The 18,875-nt window shown below is 54.4% G+C and carries 19 protein-coding genes; 4 read left to right on the forward strand and 15 right to left on the reverse strand.

From position 1 onward, the window contains the following. Positions 1 to 111: 111 nt before the first annotated feature. From MUW49_RS03350 to MUW49_RS03375, 6 genes are all read right to left on the reverse strand, one after another. On the reverse strand, positions 112 to 1,920 hold the full coding sequence (locus MUW49_RS03350; RefSeq protein WP_244812397.1) for a DUF1156 domain-containing protein: 1,809 nt from the start codon (positions 1,918 to 1,920) through the stop codon (positions 112 to 114). After that, positions 1,917 to 2,636, reverse strand: a complete 720-nt coding sequence (locus MUW49_RS03355; protein WP_103858990.1) for a retron system putative HNH endonuclease — start codon at positions 2,634 to 2,636, stop codon at positions 1,917 to 1,919. Before MUW49_RS03355 ends, MUW49_RS03350 begins: the two co-directional genes overlap by 4 nt. Further along, positions 2,633 to 4,054 (reverse strand): AAA family ATPase, encoded by a 1,422-nt coding sequence (locus MUW49_RS03360; RefSeq protein WP_103858991.1) that lies wholly within the window; start codon positions 4,052 to 4,054, stop codon positions 2,633 to 2,635. Before MUW49_RS03360 ends, MUW49_RS03355 begins: the two co-directional genes overlap by 4 nt. Next, complete coding sequence (locus tag MUW49_RS03365) at positions 4,051 to 7,593, reverse strand: helicase-related protein (RefSeq protein WP_103858992.1); 3,543 nt, start codon at positions 7,591 to 7,593, stop codon at positions 4,051 to 4,053. The genes MUW49_RS03360 and MUW49_RS03365 overlap by 4 nt, the downstream gene beginning before the upstream one ends. 48 nt (positions 7,594 to 7,641) lie before the next feature. Beyond that, positions 7,642 to 7,881 carry a transcription factor gene (locus MUW49_RS03370; protein ID WP_103858993.1) on the reverse strand — a complete coding sequence of 80 codons (240 nt, stop codon included), beginning with the start codon at positions 7,879 to 7,881 and terminating at the stop codon, positions 7,642 to 7,644. Positions 7,882 to 8,027: 146 nt separating this feature from the next. Beyond that, entirely contained in the window at positions 8,028 to 8,456 is a 429-nt protein-coding gene (locus tag MUW49_RS03375) for a hypothetical protein (RefSeq protein WP_103858994.1), read from the reverse strand. A gap of 100 nt (positions 8,457 to 8,556) precedes the next feature. Between MUW49_RS03375 and MUW49_RS03380 the strand changes: the two genes are divergently transcribed. Continuing rightward, entirely contained in the window at positions 8,557 to 8,775 is a 219-nt protein-coding gene (locus MUW49_RS03380; RefSeq protein WP_234924878.1) for a hypothetical protein, read from the forward strand. A gap of 44 nt (positions 8,776 to 8,819) precedes the next feature. Here MUW49_RS03380 and MUW49_RS03385 read toward each other — a convergent pair whose 3' ends face one another. Next, positions 8,820 to 9,038, reverse strand: coding sequence for a DUF3283 family protein (locus tag MUW49_RS03385; RefSeq protein WP_308457649.1), 219 nt, complete (start codon positions 9,036 to 9,038; stop codon positions 8,820 to 8,822). A gap of 86 nt (positions 9,039 to 9,124) precedes the next feature. Here MUW49_RS03385 and umuD point away from each other — a divergent pair, with 86 nt between their 5' ends. From umuD to MUW49_RS03400, 3 genes are all read left to right on the forward strand, one after another. Next, complete coding sequence (umuD, locus tag MUW49_RS03390; protein WP_024941056.1) at positions 9,125 to 9,568, forward strand: translesion error-prone DNA polymerase V autoproteolytic subunit; 444 nt, start codon at positions 9,125 to 9,127, stop codon at positions 9,566 to 9,568. Beyond that, positions 9,549 to 10,808, forward strand: a complete 1,260-nt coding sequence (umuC, locus tag MUW49_RS03395; protein ID WP_052815106.1) for a translesion error-prone DNA polymerase V subunit UmuC — start codon at positions 9,549 to 9,551, stop codon at positions 10,806 to 10,808. Before umuD ends, umuC begins: the two co-directional genes overlap by 20 nt. 191 nt (positions 10,809 to 10,999) lie before the next feature. Next, positions 11,000 to 12,196: a J domain-containing protein gene (locus MUW49_RS03400; RefSeq protein ID WP_042649079.1), complete on the forward strand. Its 1,197-nt coding sequence runs from the start codon at positions 11,000 to 11,002 to the stop codon at positions 12,194 to 12,196. Between the two features lie 198 nt (positions 12,197 to 12,394). Here the strand turns inward: MUW49_RS03400 and MUW49_RS03405 are convergent, their stop codons facing one another. The 8 genes from MUW49_RS03405 to MUW49_RS03440 all read right to left on the reverse strand — a co-directional run bounded on the left by MUW49_RS03405 (position 12,395) and on the right by MUW49_RS03440 (position 18,824). Continuing rightward, positions 12,395 to 13,819, reverse strand: coding sequence for a hypothetical protein (locus tag MUW49_RS03405; RefSeq protein ID WP_042649080.1), 1,425 nt, complete (start codon positions 13,817 to 13,819; stop codon positions 12,395 to 12,397). 941 nt (positions 13,820 to 14,760) lie between these two features. Then, positions 14,761 to 14,994 (reverse strand): hypothetical protein, encoded by a 234-nt coding sequence (locus tag MUW49_RS03410; RefSeq protein WP_182925707.1) that lies wholly within the window; start codon positions 14,992 to 14,994, stop codon positions 14,761 to 14,763. Between the two features lie 154 nt (positions 14,995 to 15,148). Beyond that, positions 15,149 to 15,550 carry a DUF5681 domain-containing protein gene (locus MUW49_RS03415; RefSeq protein ID WP_244812398.1) on the reverse strand — a complete coding sequence of 134 codons (402 nt, stop codon included), beginning with the start codon at positions 15,548 to 15,550 and terminating at the stop codon, positions 15,149 to 15,151. A 2-nt stretch (positions 15,551 to 15,552) separates the two neighbouring features. Further along, positions 15,553 to 16,170 carry a hypothetical protein gene (locus MUW49_RS03420; protein WP_244812399.1) on the reverse strand — a complete coding sequence of 206 codons (618 nt, stop codon included), beginning with the start codon at positions 16,168 to 16,170 and terminating at the stop codon, positions 15,553 to 15,555. A 413-nt stretch (positions 16,171 to 16,583) separates the two neighbouring features. Then, positions 16,584 to 18,143, reverse strand: a complete 1,560-nt coding sequence (locus MUW49_RS03425; protein ID WP_244812400.1) for a DUF3987 domain-containing protein — start codon at positions 18,141 to 18,143, stop codon at positions 16,584 to 16,586. After that, on the reverse strand, positions 18,140 to 18,328 hold the full coding sequence (locus tag MUW49_RS03430; protein ID WP_244812401.1) for a hypothetical protein: 189 nt from the start codon (positions 18,326 to 18,328) through the stop codon (positions 18,140 to 18,142). Before MUW49_RS03430 ends, MUW49_RS03425 begins: the two co-directional genes overlap by 4 nt. Continuing rightward, a complete protein-coding gene (locus tag MUW49_RS03435) occupies positions 18,325 to 18,570 on the reverse strand; it encodes a hypothetical protein (protein WP_139751295.1) in 246 nt (81 codons plus the stop codon). Before MUW49_RS03435 ends, MUW49_RS03430 begins: the two co-directional genes overlap by 4 nt. An 11-nt stretch (positions 18,571 to 18,581) precedes the next feature. Next, complete coding sequence (locus tag MUW49_RS03440; protein ID WP_244812402.1) at positions 18,582 to 18,824, reverse strand: hypothetical protein; 243 nt, start codon at positions 18,822 to 18,824, stop codon at positions 18,582 to 18,584. Positions 18,825 to 18,875: the final 51 nt, after the last annotated feature.

The following is an 18,875-nucleotide window of genomic DNA, read 5'->3' on the forward strand; positions in this document are numbered from 1 at the left end:
CGTGGCAGGAAATAACAGAGAAGTTGGAGTGGGCAATGGTGTATTTATCCAAAAACGGCAAAAAGAGTAGGCAGAGAAAATCCAAGCAAAACAACACGTTAGACGGTATTATTAATTCGCTTGCCGCTTAAGGTTCTGTACATGAAAGTCCGATAAATCGGCATAGCCAATATTATCGTAATAGGGGGGATCAGAAGAAATCACCTTATTTCGACTAATTATCTGTGTTTGCGCGTCAGCCTGGATCGCGATCCCATGTATCGGGTTAAGTGGCAAATGCTCTAGACTTTTTTGAACCCATTCTGTTGAATTACCTGTCCAGTTCCCGCAAGAATCAGAGAATGGATTAACCTCTGCAAAATCCCATGTCATTGGAATTGCTTGCCGAGCAAAGGTATTCCGTGTTGCATCAACCTGATTTCGCCATGTAACTTGAGCACTCCAAGCATCTGATGCGCGACTAAGGCCAAAACCAAGAAACAGCCCCACTGCCTGTGCATAAGCAGTGGCGCCTAAGCCACCCGCATCAAGGCCAATACCATCGTCGGCCATTCCAGCTGAGAGCGCATCCTCACGGCAGCGGGCAATGGCCTCAGCAACCAGATCGGAGAAAGTAGTCAGCGCGACTAATTGGCGCGGAGTGAACAGGTCACCAAATTTATCCAAACCGTAGTTAGGCGTTTTAAAATCGCGTGGGTTATTGGGCAGGGACATTTCTGGTGACCACTCAGGTCTCGCTTGCAGCGCTGCAGCAAGTTGCTCATCTGTTGGGGATAGATAAACCCGCCCCTTTTTGCCTTCGGCGACAATTGCCATCAGCCGTTGCCCCATACGCCCCGCACTGCCTTCACTGCGGATATGTTTGTAATCAACAGGAGAACCTGACATCAGGCAAATGAAGGCGGCTCGCTTGCCCGCAGTGGTACCACCTTTGGCCGATTCAGGTGGTGTACCCACCTTAATGGCAAAACGATAACTATCCCCCTCAATAACAGGTTCAACATAGACCTCTTTGCCAGCCTTGGAGGAAAGGATAAAGGTGGAGGCAAGCGGCACCGCCACATGGGAGAATGCCGGGTTAGGGCTTTTTACGGTACGGGCCCAGAGCCAGGCGATGACGGTGAGTTCCTCGCCCAGATAGGACTTAAGATCCGGCCGCTCCGCCACCATGGCTTCGGTCACCAGCACCTTGGGGTAGAGATGGCCAACGCGCTTCTCGGCCTCGTCGCGCATCCAGGCGCCGTAGCGGCGCACATCCTCCGCCAGCCCCTGGGCACCGGACCAATCCTCGAAAGCATCCTTGGTGGCTTTTTTCTTGCTGAGCTTATCGCTGGCAGGCAGAGGCCCCACCGGCTCGCGTCCGGCAAATTTGGGCGGGATCTCGATCATCGCCTTATTGATGGTAACCGCCACCGGGTTGAGATCGGAGGCGTGAGATGCCAGCCCCAGCCGCTGGGCTTCGAGCGGCAGGGCACCGCCACCGGCGAAAGGATCGTGAAACCCCGGCAGTTGCTCGGGATTGAATAGCTCGGCAGCCTGTGGGTGATCCTTATTTAATGCGCAGATCTCGCGCCAGCTCTCCCGGATGGCCTCACGGGCCTCTTCGAGCACAGCCTCGTTATTGGTGTTCTCCCACTTCACCAGCTCGCGCAGGATATTAAACAACTTCTCGCGCTTTTTGGCGGCTTCCTGCTTGTTGACCCCGTACTTAAACCCCGCCCCCTGCTGATAGCCGGGGTCATTGACCATCTGGGCGAAGATCACCGCCCGCGCCGCAGCCAAGGGGCGACGTGCCCACCACAGATGCAATGTAGAAGGGTGACCATGACGAATGGATTTCTCGCGCGCCGCAGCAGCGTTGATATCATCCAGCGGCAAGGCCACTTCGATCAGTTTTTTGGGGGATTTGATTTGAGTCATACGAGTTCTGGGGCCTCACGCTGCAATACTGTTTCGGCGACAGGGCCGAAGAATTGGCGAGTCAGTGAAAAAAAATGGTTTAGCTGATGATGCGCCGTCGGCACTAAATCAAGGTGTAATAGCTGATTAAGATCCCAGCCTTTCGTGAGATGTTCTTCTTGGAGTTGCTCTAGCTCGTCCCACCATTGCTGGCGTAAATTCACCAAGTAAGGGCTATTCAGGTTGAGCAAGTCGATGCTGTATTGAGCCCGCTGTTGCTCACCTGCATTCAAATGAATGGAGGGTACCACTCGACCATCCGACATATAGGCAAAATAGCGCGCACAATCTGGTTGGTAACAGTGAACAAACCGAGCCATCTCCACGCCAGCTTGTTTACCCACCGCATGGCCACCAAAAACATCGGCCTTCACTCTCGACGAGACTGTGTCAGAGCTGAACGCACTTGCGGCGAGATTGGTTTCATCAAAGGTGCGGGTAGGCACTTGGCTTTTGTTCTCTACATGTTCGATGTGATAATCAAGCCCCAGTAGATCAGCGCGCACCTCGCTGTAGCAACAAAGTTGATATTGCTGGTTGCATAACCGGGACAATAGTTCGCGCTTGTGGCCAAAAGAGGACCAACGGCTTGTCGCTTGTTCCTGTGTGTGTGGTGGTGTTTGATGAGCCATTGCTAGGCCATGCACATGCAAACCAGATTGGTTGACATATCTCATTGCTTTGCATCCAATCCTTTCAGCCATTGTTGACGGGCGATACTGCGCTGCAATCGTTGTAACTGTGGGTGCCCAGCCCCCAGCACCATCAGCAATTGAGCCATCAGTCCCTTGGCTTCTTCCTCATCGCCCAATCCTTGATCGACTAGCTCGGTCAAGCGAAGCAATAAACTTTTTTCGTCAATCGGTGGCTGAGGATCAACCAGCATGACCGTGCGCAAGACATTATTACTCGGCTCACCGTAGGTGTTAGCTAGAGGGATTGCGGCAATCGCATTGCCATTGACATCCTCACCCAATACTCGAATTGATTCGGTACGCACAGTGCTGATTACCTGCGGGCTATGGGTGGTGACGATAAATTGGAGATTGGGAAATGCCTGCTGCAACGAGGCCAATACTGTCTGCTGCCACGCTGGGTGAAGGAACATGTCCACTTCATCGATCAGTACGATGCCTTGGGTTTTGTGCGCCGCATCCACACCTAAATGAGGGTTGAGCTTGATACAGCGAAAGGCAATATCCGACACCATGGCAACCATATTACGCAGACCATCGCTGAGCAGGGAAAGCGGCATATAGCCCAGTTCGGGATGCTCCATCACCAGTTGCTGGCCCATGCTGGAGCGGTATTGCAGATCCCGCCAGCCGGTCAGCGAAGTTGTGAGGGTGTTGATGGCACGCTGCACGACTTCAATGGCAGCCGCGAAGTTGGCCAGCGCACTCTGATCCGGCTTCTTAAGTCGATTCTCCAGCTGATCGATTTGCAGCTCGCGATAACTGCGAAATACCCAGCCATACCAGGTTTCAAACTGCTTATAGCTAGAGGTTGCCGTTAGACAGTTCTGGTAGCCCCAAAGGCGGGAAAACACGCTGGTATCGAGCTTTTTATCTTTTGCTTCAGAGGTATAGCGCCCCTGATACCAGAGGCGCCCAGTTCCTAAATAGACCACCAAGGGTAAATCGATAGCGTCTATGTTGGCTTCCTGCCCTTTATAAATCGTTGACTGGAATTTCTTTGCGAGCCGAGTCAGAACTTGTGTCGACTGATCCCCCTTGGTTTGGGTTCGTGGCTTGACCTGATCGCGGCTCTGTTGCCAGTGGAGCGGACGCGGCTTCTGATCCTGATTGGGGATACTACTGGTCTGGGCCGTAATCTGGCTGGGCAATATCGGTTCCATCTCTTGTTCACGGCGCTCAAGACGCACGTCTTCAATCTGAATAGTGGCCGACTTGCCGGTTTGGCTGCCCAGATCAAAGCCTTTGACGAACGGCCAAAGCGCAATGCGCACCGCATCGAGGATCGTGGTCTTGCCCGCACCATTGGGGGCAATCAAGACAGTCATCTGCGGATGAAAGGTCACATCCAGCAGCTCAAAACAGCGGAAATTTTTTAAGGTAATTTGTTCAATTTTCATAAGCTACCTTCGGCATCGGTGGCGCGCGCCAGCAAATCCGCCAGATCGTAATTGATGCTCGCCACGCCCATATCCGGCTCTTTGGTAAAGGGCTGGCGAATATAGAAGGGCACCTCGGTGTTGTCACCCTCTACCAGCACAATGGCCAGCAGGAATTTGTCGGCCTGGTTGAGGGCATAGAGGATCTCGTTGCGACTGACGGTGATGGTGGTTTGCCCCTTGCTGCGCCCTTTGACTTCGATATGCCGGTCTGGTTTGAGTGAGCCATCGGCATTCAACTGCGGGCGAGCGGTGATATCCCAACCACATTTATCCGCCGATACGTCGATCACCATGTGGCCGAGGGCTTGCTCGGCCTGCGTCACGGCCTGCATTGCAATCTTCTCGATATGGGCCCGGCTGGCGGCATCTGGGCTAAAGATTGCTTCGCCTTTGCGTTTGGCCAGTAAACCTTGTGGGATCACTAAGGCACTGCCAATCACCACCGGGGTGCTAGAGACCACCTGCTTGAGTGCGGTGAGCTCTGCCGTGCGCTGTTGCAGACGTGCGGTCAATTCATCGACTCGGCGACGAGCGTTTTCGGGCTGCATTTTGGGTTGCTTGCCCGCTTTGACGTCATCGCTCAATTTCAAGAAGCGATCCTGCCAGTAGTTGATCTCTTTGATCAGTCGCTCATGCACAGCCGTGAGGGTTTTATCGGCTTGCAGTTCACGGCGCGTTTTCACTTCCGCAAAGTGTTCTGGCACCAGCTTTTCAGAGGCCAGTTGCAGCGCCAGCGGTTCGAGTGGCTGAGATAACCAGGGTGAGTGCAGGATATCCTGCACCAGTGCCAGATCAGCATCCGCTATCGGTTGCAGGTCTAAATGGGGGGCCCAACCGGCATAGCTGGCCCGACAGGCAGTATCGATGGCGACAAACTGCAACCGCCGTGAGGCGACACTCTTGGCTTGTTCGCTGGTTTCGCGGATTGAGTGCTCCAGCATCATGATGAGGCGAGGTTCGTCCCCTTCATCGGCCGGGTCCACCAGCACAGCCCCCTGCTTGAGCTTGGTGCGATGGGCTTGCAAGGTGAGATCGAGCAGCGAGTGCATCAGTGGATGTACGGGATGAAGCAGTTCGGCCAGCACCTTGCCGGTGGGCCTGATCAGCTGCTTTTCAAAACAGACGCGTTCATAACGGGACAACACAGGGGTGCGGCTTTCGCCGATGCTGCGATCCCGTTCGCGGATCACCGCTGGGACATGCTTTATTTCATAGCGGCCCTGTTCACGCTCCCTCAGTTCGCCGTTTAATCCGGCAAAGGCTTCTTGGAAAAACGCCCGAATAAAGAACGGCTGCAAGCGACGGGCTTCTGCTTTTTCCATCTGCTCTTTGATGGCGTAAAGCCCCTCTAAGCCCATATGGGATTCAACCAGTGCGTTGCGGCGCATGATCTCTTTGAGATGGTCGCTATCGAGTGCCCCTTCAATGACCTGATCCATCTTGGCGCGCACTGCGGGATCTTCACCATAGCGAATGGCGTCGATCAGCAAGTCTTTCAGAGAGACGTTATCAAAGGCTTCACCAAGGATGTCGAACACCTTACCACCCAAGGCTTTTTTTTCTATTTCCAGCTTATCAAACAGCTTTTGGAACACTTCCCCTTCACGGGTTTCATTGGCCACGATATTCCACAGGTGGCATACCTCTTTTTGGCCGATCCGGTGAATACGGCCAAAGCGCTGTTCGAGGCGGTTCGGGTTCCAGGGCAGGTCGTAGTTGACCATCAGGTTGGCGTTTTGCAGGTTGACGCCTTCCCCGGCCGCATCGGTCGCAATCAACACCAAGACGGTGGGATCACTGCGGAACTCGCTCTGGATCTTGCGGCGCTCATCCCGATTGGTGCCGCCGTAGATGACCCTGACTGCTTTGGGCTGACCCAGCAGATCACTGACACGTTGGCGTAGGTAATTCAGAGTGTCTTTATGCTCGGTGAAGATAATCAGTTTGCGACGACTGCCGTCGCGGTTCTTCATCTCGGGGGAGTCTTGCAGCAGTGATGAAAGCTGTTCCCACTTTTTGTCATTGCCAGACTGCACCAGCGTCAGCGCCTGCTGCTCAAGGTCTTTGAGTGAGTGGATCTCGGCGTCCAGCTCAATGATGGTTTCTGCTGCGGTGGCCTGATCTGCCACCTGTTCGGCATAGAGTTCGTACTCTTCGGCACTGAGATCTTCATCCAGCTCATCCCAGTTATCAGGCAGATCGATCTGTTTGGTGATGGTGTAAGTGCCGAGTGTTTCAGCAACACCCGCTTGTTTAGCCTTCTGGCCACGGGCTAGCAGCTTCATCTCAGCAAGTTTGTCTTGCAGTCGATTACGTCGGCGCTTCAGCGATTGATAGATTGCCTCCGGGCTGGAAGCCAAACGCCGTTGTAGCTGGGTTAATGCAAAACCCACGGTGGTTTTTTTCTTGTTATCGAGCTTGTCGGCCCGATTCATCTCTTCCCTGACGTACGTCGTTACCTGCTCATAAAGGCTGGCTTCAAGGGGGGAGAGATCATAGTTGGCCGTGTAGGCGCGGCGCTCAGGAAACAGGGGAGTGCCGTCGAAGGTGAGCAGCTCTTCTTTAACCATCCTGCGCATCATGTCGGTGATATCGACCTTGTGGGCGCCTTCGCGGAACTTGCCATAGAAGCGGTCGCTGTCGAGCAGTGACATCCAGACTTGGAAGTCTTCCTCTTTGCCATTGTGTGGGGTTGCTGTCATCAGCAGGAAGTGGCGGCAAATAGACCCCAGCAGCTCACCAAGGACGAAGCGCTTGGTTTTGTTGATTTTGCTGCCAAAGTAGTTGGCTGAGAGTTTGTGCGCTTCATCGACGATGATTAGATCCCAGTCGGTATTGCGCAGCTTCTCTTGCAGCTCTTCGCTACGAGAGAGTTGGTCCAGTCGGCAGATCAGGCGATCGGTTTCAGAAAAATAGTTACCGGTCGCGCACTGCTCTTGTTTTTCTTTGCTAAAGATCTCAAATTGCAGACCAAATTTTTCAAACAGTTCGTCCTGCCACTGTTCAGTCAACGAGCCCGGCGAGACCACCATGACCCGTCGAGCATCTGCACGAAGCAGCAGTTCAGAGATGAACAAACCCGCCATGATGGTTTTGCCCGCACCTGGGTCATCGGCCAGAACATAACGCAATGGCTGCTTGGGTAGCATGTATTCGTAAACTGCTGAAATCTGGTGCGGTAGTGGGTCAACGTTCGCCATGTTGACCGCCATCATGGGGTCAAACAGTGCAGCCTGCGAGATCCGGTAGGCTTCCAAACCAAGTTTAAAATCTGCCCCTTTTGCATCAAATGACCAAGGACGGCCTACTGTGGCCAGATCCAATGCTATCTCATCGGTTCGGAACAACATTCGCTCAGCTAGATTGCCACTGCTGTCTTTGTAATAGACTGTCAGCGCATGTTCACCAATAGGTTCAACTGTCACAACTCGCACCACTTGCCCTTCGACAATGCCGCGAACCTGAGCATCCTTTTTGATTTCTTCGAGCTTGAGCATATTGTTCCTATCGATGGTCTGGCAGATAACGGGCTGGGGTAGGCAATGTCAGATCTTGGCTGGATCGAGCCCTGCCGCTTTCAAACGTGCAGTGAGGTTACGCATCTTGCTAAATTCGGTGCCAAGACTCTCTTTGAGTTCCACTTTTTCGCAAAACTCTTTAGCCGTCACGTGCTTGAGTTCGTCGGCATACTTGAGCATTTGCAGGTGCATTTCGACCATGTATTGCTTGCGAGGTGCAGCTAACAAGGCACTTTTGATCTGCTGGTAGATCTCTTCCTCAGTCACTCAGGGACTCCAAATCGGCAGGGCACAGCTAATTTAGCTAAATTAGCTTGCAGCCCCCTAAATGGCAAGACTGAAAAGTCTCAAATGTGACTTTCAACTCATACAACAGAACGCATTTACAGTGCATTCTCAGGCAAGATGCCCCATCACTCTCCTTCGAGAACCGCAGGCGGCGCACTCTGACCATCACACCTGACTTGCCCCAGGGAGTTGGTGCGACAGATGGTGCCATCGGAGGCGCGCAGGTTGCCGAGGCTATCCTTGCGCCAGGTGACCGTATCGCCGGTACCCGGATTGCTAACGCGCACATTGCCCAGGCTGTCTTTGCGATAGGTGGCGCCTTCGCTGCTGCGGACATTGCCGAGGGAATCTTTACGCCAAGTGGTGCCACTTTGCGAGTCTCTGACGTTACCGAGACTGTCTTTCCGCAGGGTGCCGCTCTTGCCATCGTCACACTGGTAGCGGGTATTGCCGAGGCTGTCTTTACGATAGGTGCAGTCAGCGGCCCCAGCACTCTGGGCCACCAGCAGCAACAATAAGACCGCACTGAACACAGTGCTAGATAAGAGTGACATTTCATGTCCTTGGGGCGGATTTTCAAGTTGGCTCAGTATATGTCGTCTGTATACTCATGCCGATACTGGTTACATTAACATGTCGCATTTTGGAGCACATATGCCCCCTAAGGCTCTCACTTGGGATCAGACCCTGCGCTTTCGACTACTTGAGATCGTGCTGCTATGGGAAGGCCGTCTTACCACCAATCACCTCTGCACCGCCTTCAACATAGGACAGCATCCGCTGCTCTACCCGCTGGTGCTGGCAAACCGGGACGAGTTGGTAGCCAAGGGCTGCATCTTCAAGCTCCGAAGCCCGGATTTGCGTGAGAGTTAAGGGACTTAGAGTGTTCCCAGAATAAAAACATGACTACAGGAAGGCTAGCCCCGTTTGTACCTACTTACTTGCTCAAGAAAGTAGCTGCCCAGTTCACCCTTATGCTGGCTTGCTTCGCTTTCTGCGCTGGCCAAGTGACCGTTGCGCTCCTTCCATACGGCATATGCGGCAGCCTTCTCGACCTCGACCCGTTCTTGCTGCTCTTTCGGTAGGGCACACAGATTGTGACCCATACTGACCTCTTTGTTATTTATTGGTGCCATGGTACGCCATCAGTGATATGCGGGACTTGCGCTGGTTCAAAGGTGGTGCGCTATAATACCTGTATATAAATACAGGTGTTGTTGCCATGAAGCTGTTAACCCCAGACCCATCACCCGCCGAGGTGACCATCCCGCTGTTCTTGCATCGCGCCTCTTGTGGCTTTCCCAGCCCAGCCAGCGACTATCTGGAAGGGAAGTTGGACCTCAACACCCACTGCGTGTCGCACCCTGCAGCAACCTTCTATCTGCGTGCCGAGGGGGAAAGCATGACCGGGGTCGGCATCTTTCCCGGTGACTTGCTGGTGGTCGATAAGAGCCTCACCCCACGCCATGGTGATGTGGTAATTGCACTGCTTGACGGCGGCTTCACGGTAAAGACCTTGCAGCTCAAGCCTAGGCTGCGGCTGTTGCCAGCCAATCCGGCGTTCGCGCCTATCGACCCTTGTATGAGTCTCTCCCTGGAGTTGTTCGGAGTGGTCACCCATGTGATTGGCAATCTGAGGCAGCGTGATGGCTATAGCGCTCGTTGATGTAAACAACTTCTACGCCAGCTGTGAGCGGTTGTTTCGCCCTGAGCTGCGTGGCCGCCCGATCGTGGTGCTTTCCAACAACGATGGATGCGTGGTGTCGCGCAGCCCCGAAGCCAAGGCGATGGGTATCAAGATGGCCGGGCCCTACTTCAAGATCCGCGAGCAGTTCGAGGCGCATGGCGGTGTGGCATTCAGCTCCAACTACGCGCTCTATGGAGACATGTCTGGCAGGGTGATGAGCACGTTGGAGACCATGGCCCCCGAGCTGGAGGTCTACTCTATCGATGAAGCATTCCTGTCACTGTCGGAGTCGTTTGCCGGGGACCTCATAGCCTATGGGCAACAGATCCGGCAGCGAGTGTGGCAGTGGACCGGCCTAACGGTAGGGGTTGGGATCGGCCCCACCAAGACCCTTGCTAAGCTGGCCAACTATGCAGCCAAAAAATGGCCTGCCACAGGCGGCGTCGTGGATTTGCGTGACGAGCTGCGCCGCGCACGGCTGATGGCTATCACCCCGGTGGACGAGGTGTGGGGCATAGGACGGCGCTTGGGAGCCAAGTTGGTGGCACAAGGCATCAACACCGTTGCTGACCTGGTGGCTAGCGACGCCAAAGGGTTACGCGCCCAATACGGCGTGGTGGTCGAGCGAATCGTACAGGAGCTGCGTGGCCTGCCTTGCGCAGAGCTGACCGTTGAACCGGCGGCGAAGCAGCAGATCCTCTCGAGCCGTTCCTTTGGTGAGCGCGTGACTGACCGTGGAGAAATGGCCCAAGCGTTGTCAGGCTTTATGGCTCGCGCAGCCGAGAAGTTGCGGGCCGAGGGGATGTGTTGCCAACGGGTGCACCTGTTCGTGCGAACCAGCCCCTTTGACGAACGAGCTCCTTACTACAGTGAGCAGGCTGGCGTCCGACTGGTCTGCCCTAGCGATGATACCCGGTTGCTGCTGCAGCAAGTGAACGTGCTGCTACCGCAGATTTGGCGCGACGGTTACCGCTATCAGAAGGGGGGCGTCATGCTGAGTGAGTTCACCCCCAAGGGGCAACAACAGGCAGATCTGTTTGCCCCGTCCTCCGCTCAATCGGACGCGCTGATGGCAGTGATGGACCAGATCAAAGCCAAGGGATTGGGGCGAGTAGGCTTTGCCAGCCAAGGTACGGGGTCGCCTGAGTGGATGATGCGACAAGAGCTCCTGAGCCCCTGTTACACCACCCGCTGGGAGGACCTGCCGGTGGCCAGGTAAGTGGATACAGTAATGTGCCTACCGTTTGCTAGATGTGGTACCCCACGTGGTACCCCAATACGAGGTTTTAGGATGATTTCTCAAGATCGACAAGTCGCGGCAGCAGACCGCGAGGATAGGCGCATCTCCTCCCCTCTGATAATCTGCCGTGGCCACGGTAGCCAACTATCCCGTTTTCATTTGGAGTTTTCATGTCACTGACCAAGAGTAAAACCTCGGCCAAGCGAAAAAAAGCCGAGCCGCGCCACGAGAGTCCGGCCCTTGCCTATTTTCATCGCCAGTGGCAGGCCATCGAAAAGCTGCAGGCCAAGCTGGCCAAACAGGAGCAAGAGGGGGCGGATATCTATCAGCGCTTTGTCAGCGACATTGAGCCTCTGGAGCGTGAGCAGTGTGGGCTGATTTTTCAGCTTTGCCAGCGGCTGGCCGGTTTCACCGCCCGCAAAAGTTTTACCCAGTGGCAGCGCGAGATGCTCCATGGCTGGATTGATGAATTGATGGGGTATCTTGAATCCAACCCGTTTCGGGGGGAGCTGGATCTGGAGTCACTCTATATGGCGGTGCAAGCGGGCAGCGTCAGCCAGCTCGATGATGATCAGCTCGAGGCGAGCTGCGATTTTATCACTGACATGCTGCAAGAGGCGTTTGGCGAGAGCCCCGATGATATCGAGCTGCTGCGCGAGATGGTCAGAAATCCCGAGAAGCTGCGCGACTATATGCAAGCCCAGGCCCAAAAACAGGGCGGTGATGAGCATGAGTGGGACGACGACGCGCCGGACTGTGGCGATGACCCCTTTGCCAATGACGAGGCTTTCGCACGTTGGCAGGATCATCATGACATGGCCGATCCGGATGAGGTTGCCAGGGTTGAGCAACTGCTCGATAACTCAAGCCTTAAGCAGCTCTATCGCAAGCTGGCTATGACGCTGCACCCGGATCGGGAGCAAGACCCGGTCAAGCGTGAAGAGAAGAGCCGCCTGATGGGCGAGCTCAGCCATGCGTGGGAAACGCGGGATATGTTTACTCTGTTGCACCTGGCTCACACCCATCTGCCCGAGGCAGACAAGCTGCTGAGTGAAGAGAATCTGGTGGCCATCAATCCGGCGCTCTGGCAGAAAAAACGTGAGCTCGAGATCTGCTTTTATAGTGGCCCGGAGGGAGTGCAAGGGGTTATCTTGCACAAGTTTAAACAGCGCTCGAAGAAGAAGACCGATCTCGCGTTCGAGGAGCATCAGCACTATCTACAGCGGGATATCAAGCAGTTGCATGGACAACTGGCGACCATCACCACCCTTGCAACCCTCAAACCCTATCTGGCCGAGCGCTGGGACGCACGTCAGCACGCCATCTGGGATGAAGAGCCGGACTTTGATGAGATCTTCTTTCGATAACACTTTTTTCGAAAACACATTTTTTGAAAACACCTATTTCGAAAACAAGAGAGAGCCAATGGCTCTCTCTTGTTTTGGGTAGCTTGAAGGATGTCGTGGCAATGAGACATCCAGATGAGTGCTATCGAGGCGCTGGACAGCCAAGGGCGCATGGAACACCAGCACAAGCTGACTGACCGAGTGAAAGGTGTTAGCGCCTTATTTATTCTCGGCCTGATACTGCACACCGCTCGCCGACATGGTAATGGCCGGTAGCTTTTGACGAACCGCCTCCCAAAAGCTGCTCTTGCGTTTGTGCTGCTGATAAAGCTGATTCAGATACTCCTGTGGCGAACAGAGAGGTCTCTCTCCATCCTCTTGTTCTACCTTTAAGGCCGCCTGATAATCCAGGCTCTTTTTCAGATCCGAGGCTGCCCCCGTGTAGTAGGTGCTCTTGCCCTGATTAACGACATTGGCCACCAATTGACGACGTAGCCGCACTGCCACCACGATAAATCCCTGCTGATAGAGGCGGCTCGACCAGGTTCGTACGGTTGAACCAGCAAGGAGTGAGAGATCCTCCTGCAAGTCTGCATCTGTACATTGCTCAAGCCGTTGTGCCAGTTGTGGCCATGCATCAACCTCCTCCAACAGCAACAAGACCTCGCGTAGCCCCCATGATTCGGCAATGGCAACAAACTGGCCTAATGCTACTTCTCTAGGCTCATCTCCACTTTGGCAATAACTCGCAAAAAACGAGTTTGCCCGTGTGCTAGCAAACGCGCGTAATGCCTGAGCATGAGCGTCAGCTCGGCGTCCCTCTTCCAGATAGGCCCGGATCAACACTTGATGCCACAGGTTCAATTGGCGGTGGCGCTGCAACAGAGCCGAGTCCATTGCCTCTAATACCGCGATGGCTTGATCGGCGCGTAATTCGTCGGTCAGCAGTCTGGCATAGTCAATCTGCTGACGGGGGTGGCTAAAGAGACCAGCCTGTTGCACCGAGTCAAAGAATGCAATATCACGCAACTCAAAGCTCAACCCCAACGCCTCTGGCAATAGACCTGCCGCCGCATAGTTATCGCGCAAGGCTCGCATCACTGGGGAGCCGAGCACATCACGGTAATCAAACAGGCAAGTAATGCTGATCGATGGATCAATGTCTGACAATCCGTCACGTAATCGACGAGCCAGCACCTCTGGGGGGACAGACTCTCGTTGAGCAGCGATCGCCATCAACCACTGTTCGACCAGCGCAAGATGGTAGTCCTCCCAGCTGCCACTGGATGTATCCATCTTTTCATACAAGGCTCTGGCATTCGCCAGCAACTCGAGGGCGAAGAGTTCTCCCTCCCTTGGAGAGGCGACGATCCCCTTGGCCAGCAACGGAATAAACTGATTTTGCAAGGTATCGAAGAAGGCATCCACCTCCTTATAATCCCAGGAAGGGGGGCGACGAGTGAGCTTGCTATACTCTTTTTTTGCCAATGCCAATAAGGCATCCTCAGCAGTAAGGTACTGGTTAATCAGGTGCTTTTTTGCGAGGGGAAGATGCGTTGCCAGGTCAAGCACGATAGCCAACAGCTCGGCTTGGCTTTTGCTTTCCAGTTTACTCAATTGCGCTTTGGTTAATATTCGTGCCATCAGCTGAACTACCCATTATCAGGTCTATCTAATCGAACATTGTGCCTGAGACCGATATAGATGCCTATCCATTGGAGCGACATCCCCCGGATGACAGAGACCATAAAGAACACATGGTTAAGAAACCATGTCTACGTCGCTGGAGGCGCTCAGCAATGAACACCTGCAAGAGCAAGCCACCAAGGCCCGATTTGCTGCTCGTATCCTTCATGCCCACTTTCTGGCACAACGTAGCGAACACCAGTGGTGGTACCCATCAAGATTGGCCGCAACGAGCCGTGTCCCTTTGGCTGCGGCTAGAAGTACAAGCAGTGCTGTTTGCACTGACCAACACAATAGATAGCAAGAGAGGGCCATTGGCCCTCTCTTGCTTTGGTTAAACTGAAAGGAGTAACGACGATGACCTGTCCAAAGAAATGCTATCGAGGAGCAGGACAGCCAACACCTAATGGCATACTCACTGGCATACCAAAAATCTCAGATACAAAAAAGCCCAACCGAATCAATCAGTTGGGCTATATATATGGCGGAGGAGGTGGGATTTGAACCCACGGATGGTCGCCCATCGCCGGTTTTCAAGGGCTGAGATGCCGGTTGTTAAGCGATTATAGGCACCATAAACCCATGATTACAAGCGGTTTCGGGTGTTTGTGGTATCGGGTGAGCGCGGGAGGTATTCGCCAAAGTCACGCCAATTGCGCCAAAAAAACGCCCCATTTAAGGGGCTCAGGCGGCATCAAAGCGGGGGTCATTGCTGGCTAGGGGTGGACGTGGCCGCTTTATCATCTCCTTGGCCTCGGCTGTAAAATCCCTAAGCACATGATCAGGCGGGACGGACAAGACGGCGAGAGGATACTTTGCCAGCCATGCACGGGGGCGGTTATGCCCCCATCGGTTCCACGCTGTTATGGCCTCCCCTCTCATTGCTGTGCGGCTGGTGTTCATTGCGGATCTTCTCCTATGTACGTCTCCCAAGGCGATTGCATCAGGGCTACATGTCCCGCTTGTGTTGGGCTGCGCCGCGCCATCTCTGCAAATGCCTCATAGCTCACGGCATAGGCCAGCCACGATGGGTGTATGGCTTCGGGTAGCTTTGCCCATGTGCCCGTTCTGGTGTCGTCTGCGGTGGTCTGCTTGAAGTACAAACAGGTGATTGGGATCAGGTCGCTTTTCATTCTTCTGGCTCCTGCATGATGCGCTGAAATGCGGCTTCTTCTTCGGGGGTGGTCGGTTTACTGGGTCGGCTCATTAGCTCGTCAAAGTCATCAGTTAGGCGGGATCTGGTTAGCTGGTTGGCGACTTTGGCTAGGGTGGTGCGGGGTGGTCGTCTCATTTAAGCGCCTCCAATTCCTCCACACGCTGCGCCAGCTCTGCCCACTCTGTCACACCTGCCACGGCGGTGAGGCTCGTTATAAGCTGCTGGGCTACGTCAGGGGCGATTCTGCCAGATACGGCAGCGGCTAGGATTGCCTCGGCTCGCTCTGGTGTCGTCATCTGCTCAAACTCGGCGGCGGTGATCAGCTCCACGGGCTCCTGTGTGGCCTTCAGTGGTGGGACTCCACGGGCAAGCACCAGGGCGGCGGCCTGCATGTCGCCATCAATAGCCTGTGCTATCACCTGCTGCAAAACGGCGGGGCTTGCCTGCTTAATTAGTTTCATAGCGGGCGAAACAGCCCCCTTTGGTCTGCCTTTAGGATTGCCGGATTGTCCGGCTTTGAACTGCCCGTTCATCCTTAATCCTCCACACGACCAGCGCTCTGCAAACCCTGTTCACACTGGGCGATCTCAATGTCGCAATAACCCCCTACGTTGCGGGTTAGGGTGTCCAGTGCCTTGAGTTCGTCAATGGCGGCCTGCTCGATCTGGGCCTTCTCTGGGTAGTGCCGTTCCCACGCCTTGTTCATCATCTCGGCGTGTTCTTCGCGCTTAAGGCCGAATGCCTCGGGCGGGTAGTAGTTCGCTGCCTGGGCAAAGCGGGGGTCGATCATCGCCAGCTTCTTGATCTCGGCTGGGCTCTTGTTCATCAGGTGAGCGGCAAGGGTCATCGCTGACAAGTTGGTTTCACTGGGCATCAGGTCACGCTGTCGGGCCTTCTGGGCTTCCTCTGCTCGTTCCACTCCGAACCGATAGGCAAGCGCCATCGTGCGTTCTAAATGTTGCTTGGCGTCCTGTGCGGCCTTCTGGCGCATCGGCAGCTTCTCCAGCGGGTTGCGGGTGCGGTCGTTCTCGATGCGGTTTAAACGCGCTTCCAGCTCGCGCCCAATGGCTGCGGCGTCATCAATGGCCTTCTGTGCAAGGTCGGAAATAAGTCCGCGCCATGCTCCGGTTGCTACGTGGTTAATCTTTGCCATGTTAATACTCTCTTTGGGTTGATTGCCTTTTGTTACATTATAACATAACAGCCCTTATTGAAGCCAACCTGCCCTGTTATTCCCTGATCTTTACAGGCAAACGGATTGGCAATCAGACGGGAGGAGGGGGGTGATCTGCTTGCTCAGATCGCTGAAAACCCAAAAAGGCACAAAACACACAAAAAACACGCTAAACCCAGTGGTGGCGTACCTTGCGGGCTGTGTATCAAAAAACAAAAAGGCACAAAACACACAAATTCCGGCATCCCATTTTGTGTGTTTTGTGTATTCCTGTGTTACCGACACACAACCGCAAAGCCGCGCCGTTACTGGGTTTTGGCCCTTTTTTGTGTGTTTTGTGTGTTTTCGGGAAATAAAAAAGGGGCACAAGGCCCCTGTCGGTGTTGTTACGGTCAAACAAGCCGGATCGTCTTGCGCTTCGTCATCCCTGTTTCTACCATTGCGATCCCGAGGGCTATTAGCTTCTCGATAGTCGCGCCGATCTGCTTGGTTCCTCTACCCTTGAAAGCCGCTTTGGAGCGTAGGCTGTTTTTTGCTTGCTCCATGTCTTTACCCTGCGGGAATCTCTCCAGATAGCTGATAACTGCATCAGCCTCGGCACCGAACCCGATGATCCGCTTGCTTATCAGCGCCAGACGGTAGCGGTTTAATAGTTCGCGGCAAATGGTTAGCGCGATCCTGAAATCAGCGGCCCCTATGTTTGGCGGAACGGCAATCCCCTGCATTAGATTGCGGCTAACATGCAAGATTGAAGCAACCTTCATCACCTGCATATCAAACTTACCAGCGGCCCCCCTCACTGCGTCATTGCCAAACTGTCCGCTATCGCCTAACTCCTTTTCGATCTCTTGCTTGGCCTTGCGCAAGTCCCCCAACAATGCGGCAGGGATTGCCAGCGGCGTGAGTCTATCCAGTGAGGGGGCGAGCGGCATTAGCTTGATGGTTTCTTCGCACATGCGGGTGAATTGTTCGGCGTCTGGTTTGATCCATGGTTTCAAGTGGTCGCGCTTCCCGAGGTTGTGATCATCACTAAGCCACAAAAAACGCTCGGCTAACCCAGTGCCTCCACTCGCCAGCATAATAGATTCAATGCTGCCAGGTTGCGCAAAGCAGACGATCGAGCCGTGAACCTCGCCGTCAAAGCCTCGCCGTGTTGCCCTCACCGATACATAGGCCCCACCATCAAACCCCTTTAGCGCGGCGTCCATATTGGCGGGAGCCCCCTTTCCATAGCTCAGGCCGAAAACGCTGTTAAGCAGGCCCCTTTCATCACTGGCGAGCATGAAAAAACCATCGTTTGGGCTAATGGCATCCTTCTCTAGTGCCTCCGGCGTTGCGTTGCTGATCCATCCCCTCACTGGCTTTGCCTGCCCTTGCATTTGCTCCTCTAGCGCCCCCTTCAGTGCGGGGTCATCAGCAGCATCAATCTGGGCCTCTAGCGCGTCCAGCGCATTGTTTCTGGCGTCGTTCATGCTGCGCAAAGCTGATCTAAATGGCTTTTGAAATGCTGCCATGACGCCAGACTTGCCAGCGGCTGGCGGTTGCTCTGCTGTCACATACAAACCAAGCGGCAAATCTGCATCCCAAGGCGTTTTCACGCTGTGGGTCGAGCCCACAACGGCAGACGTCAAACCCAAGCCGATCATGAATGTCGAATCTCGGCTTATCTGGATAGAGTCCGCAACCTGTCGGGCGTAAGTTGCCAGCGGGTGATCTCCGGCCATCTCTAACAGCGATACGGGGGCAATCTCCGGCCCATCGGCACTCTCGGCGGCTACCGATGCGAGTATGTCATCTAGTGTTGATTCGGTGGTCCCCATCACCTCACGGGCCATCCTGCCAGCCTCGTGCTGTGGCAGGTGCGGGGATTTACGGGATGGTTTCGTTTCCTGCTGATTCGGCTTTTTAAAGCGTGCCAAGTGTTCTGGATCGCCAAATGTCCCGTGGCTCATGCTGCCACCTCCATAGGCTGCTCACGCAACTGGCGCTGAATGTTAACCACTGCCATAACCATCTCGGCAAGCTCGCTAGGGGTTGCATCGTATGCGGCATAATCAACCCTCACGGGGTCGCGCATCTTGAGCTTAAAAACATCAATCTCGCCATCTGGGGAGCGTGGGATCTGTGCCTTATTCATTTGTCGCCCCCATAGATCCCAAACCCAAACTGATCGAGAATCGCCTTTGTTTCTTGCTGGCGTCTCTCTGTCGGGCTAATATCCATGTCGCTAATTTTGTTTTGCTTGTTCTGCCCCTGCTCGCTCTCTACAGCCTGCAGGGGTTTTTCTTTTGCGCTACCGGTCATTCTTTGCTCTCCTTTCCTGCCTAATGCGCCAATTTTTACGCCAGAATCTGTAAGTGATTGTTTTTGCTTGGTCATCTTCGGGTTACTCAGGCGGAGACGTTTTGTTCTGGCAATAATCCGGCAAGATATGCCCCAAACAGCGGCGCGCAGACGTACAACTTACGGCCTACCATGCGGGCGCATCGGTTAAGGGCTGGGTTCTCCTCCCGGTGCCATAGGTATTGTTTGAGTTGCTGATACTTGAACTGGGGGAAGTGCTCCGGCATCTCTCGCAACGGCTTCCAGTTGGTCAGGTCAGTGGCAAGCGCTTGGATCTGGTTCTCGTTCATATCGTTAAACTCCATTCGGTGCCGCTTTTCATCTGGACTGAATCACGGCGG

It is taken from the genome of Aeromonas sp. LsrichE-8G (assembly GCF_022869435.1).
In the GTDB taxonomy this organism is placed as follows: domain Bacteria; phylum Pseudomonadota; class Gammaproteobacteria; order Enterobacterales; family Aeromonadaceae; genus Aeromonas; species Aeromonas caviae.

What these genes read in the sequence shown, in the direction of transcription:
- MUW49_RS03350 (WP_244812397.1), bottom strand. Translation starts at nt 1,920, where the DNA reads ATGACTCAAATCAAATCCCCCAAAAAACTGATCGAAGTGGCCTTGCCG.
- MUW49_RS03355 (WP_103858990.1), bottom strand. Translation starts at nt 2,636, where the DNA reads ATGAGATATGTCAACCAATCTGGTTTGCATGTGCATGGCCTAGCAATG.
- MUW49_RS03360 (WP_103858991.1), bottom strand. Translation starts at nt 4,054, where the DNA reads ATGAAAATTGAACAAATTACCTTAAAAAATTTCCGCTGTTTTGAGCTG.
- MUW49_RS03365 (WP_103858992.1), bottom strand. Translation starts at nt 7,593, where the DNA reads ATGCTCAAGCTCGAAGAAATCAAAAAGGATGCTCAGGTTCGCGGCATT.
- MUW49_RS03375 (WP_103858994.1), bottom strand. Translation starts at nt 8,456, where the DNA reads ATGTCACTCTTATCTAGCACTGTGTTCAGTGCGGTCTTATTGTTGCTG.
- MUW49_RS03380 (WP_234924878.1), top strand. Translation starts at nt 8,557, where the DNA reads ATGCCCCCTAAGGCTCTCACTTGGGATCAGACCCTGCGCTTTCGACTA.
- MUW49_RS03385 (WP_308457649.1), bottom strand. Translation starts at nt 9,038, where the DNA reads ATGGCACCAATAAATAACAAAGAGGTCAGTATGGGTCACAATCTGTGT.
- umuD (WP_024941056.1), top strand. Translation starts at nt 9,125, where the DNA reads ATGAAGCTGTTAACCCCAGACCCATCACCCGCCGAGGTGACCATCCCG.
- umuC (WP_052815106.1), top strand. Translation starts at nt 9,549, where the DNA reads ATGGCTATAGCGCTCGTTGATGTAAACAACTTCTACGCCAGCTGTGAG.
- MUW49_RS03400 (WP_042649079.1), top strand. Translation starts at nt 11,000, where the DNA reads ATGTCACTGACCAAGAGTAAAACCTCGGCCAAGCGAAAAAAAGCCGAG.
- MUW49_RS03405 (WP_042649080.1), bottom strand. Translation starts at nt 13,819, where the DNA reads ATGGCACGAATATTAACCAAAGCGCAATTGAGTAAACTGGAAAGCAAA.
- MUW49_RS03410 (WP_182925707.1), bottom strand. Translation starts at nt 14,994, where the DNA reads ATGAAAAGCGACCTGATCCCAATCACCTGTTTGTACTTCAAGCAGACC.
- MUW49_RS03415 (WP_244812398.1), bottom strand. Translation starts at nt 15,550, where the DNA reads ATGAACGGGCAGTTCAAAGCCGGACAATCCGGCAATCCTAAAGGCAGA.
- MUW49_RS03420 (WP_244812399.1), bottom strand. Translation starts at nt 16,170, where the DNA reads ATGGCAAAGATTAACCACGTAGCAACCGGAGCATGGCGCGGACTTATT.
- MUW49_RS03425 (WP_244812400.1), bottom strand. Translation starts at nt 18,143, where the DNA reads ATGAGCCACGGGACATTTGGCGATCCAGAACACTTGGCACGCTTTAAA.
- MUW49_RS03430 (WP_244812401.1), bottom strand. Translation starts at nt 18,328, where the DNA reads ATGAATAAGGCACAGATCCCACGCTCCCCAGATGGCGAGATTGATGTT.
- MUW49_RS03435 (WP_139751295.1), bottom strand. Translation starts at nt 18,570, where the DNA reads ATGACCAAGCAAAAACAATCACTTACAGATTCTGGCGTAAAAATTGGC.
- MUW49_RS03440 (WP_244812402.1), bottom strand. Translation starts at nt 18,824, where the DNA reads ATGAACGAGAACCAGATCCAAGCGCTTGCCACTGACCTGACCAACTGG.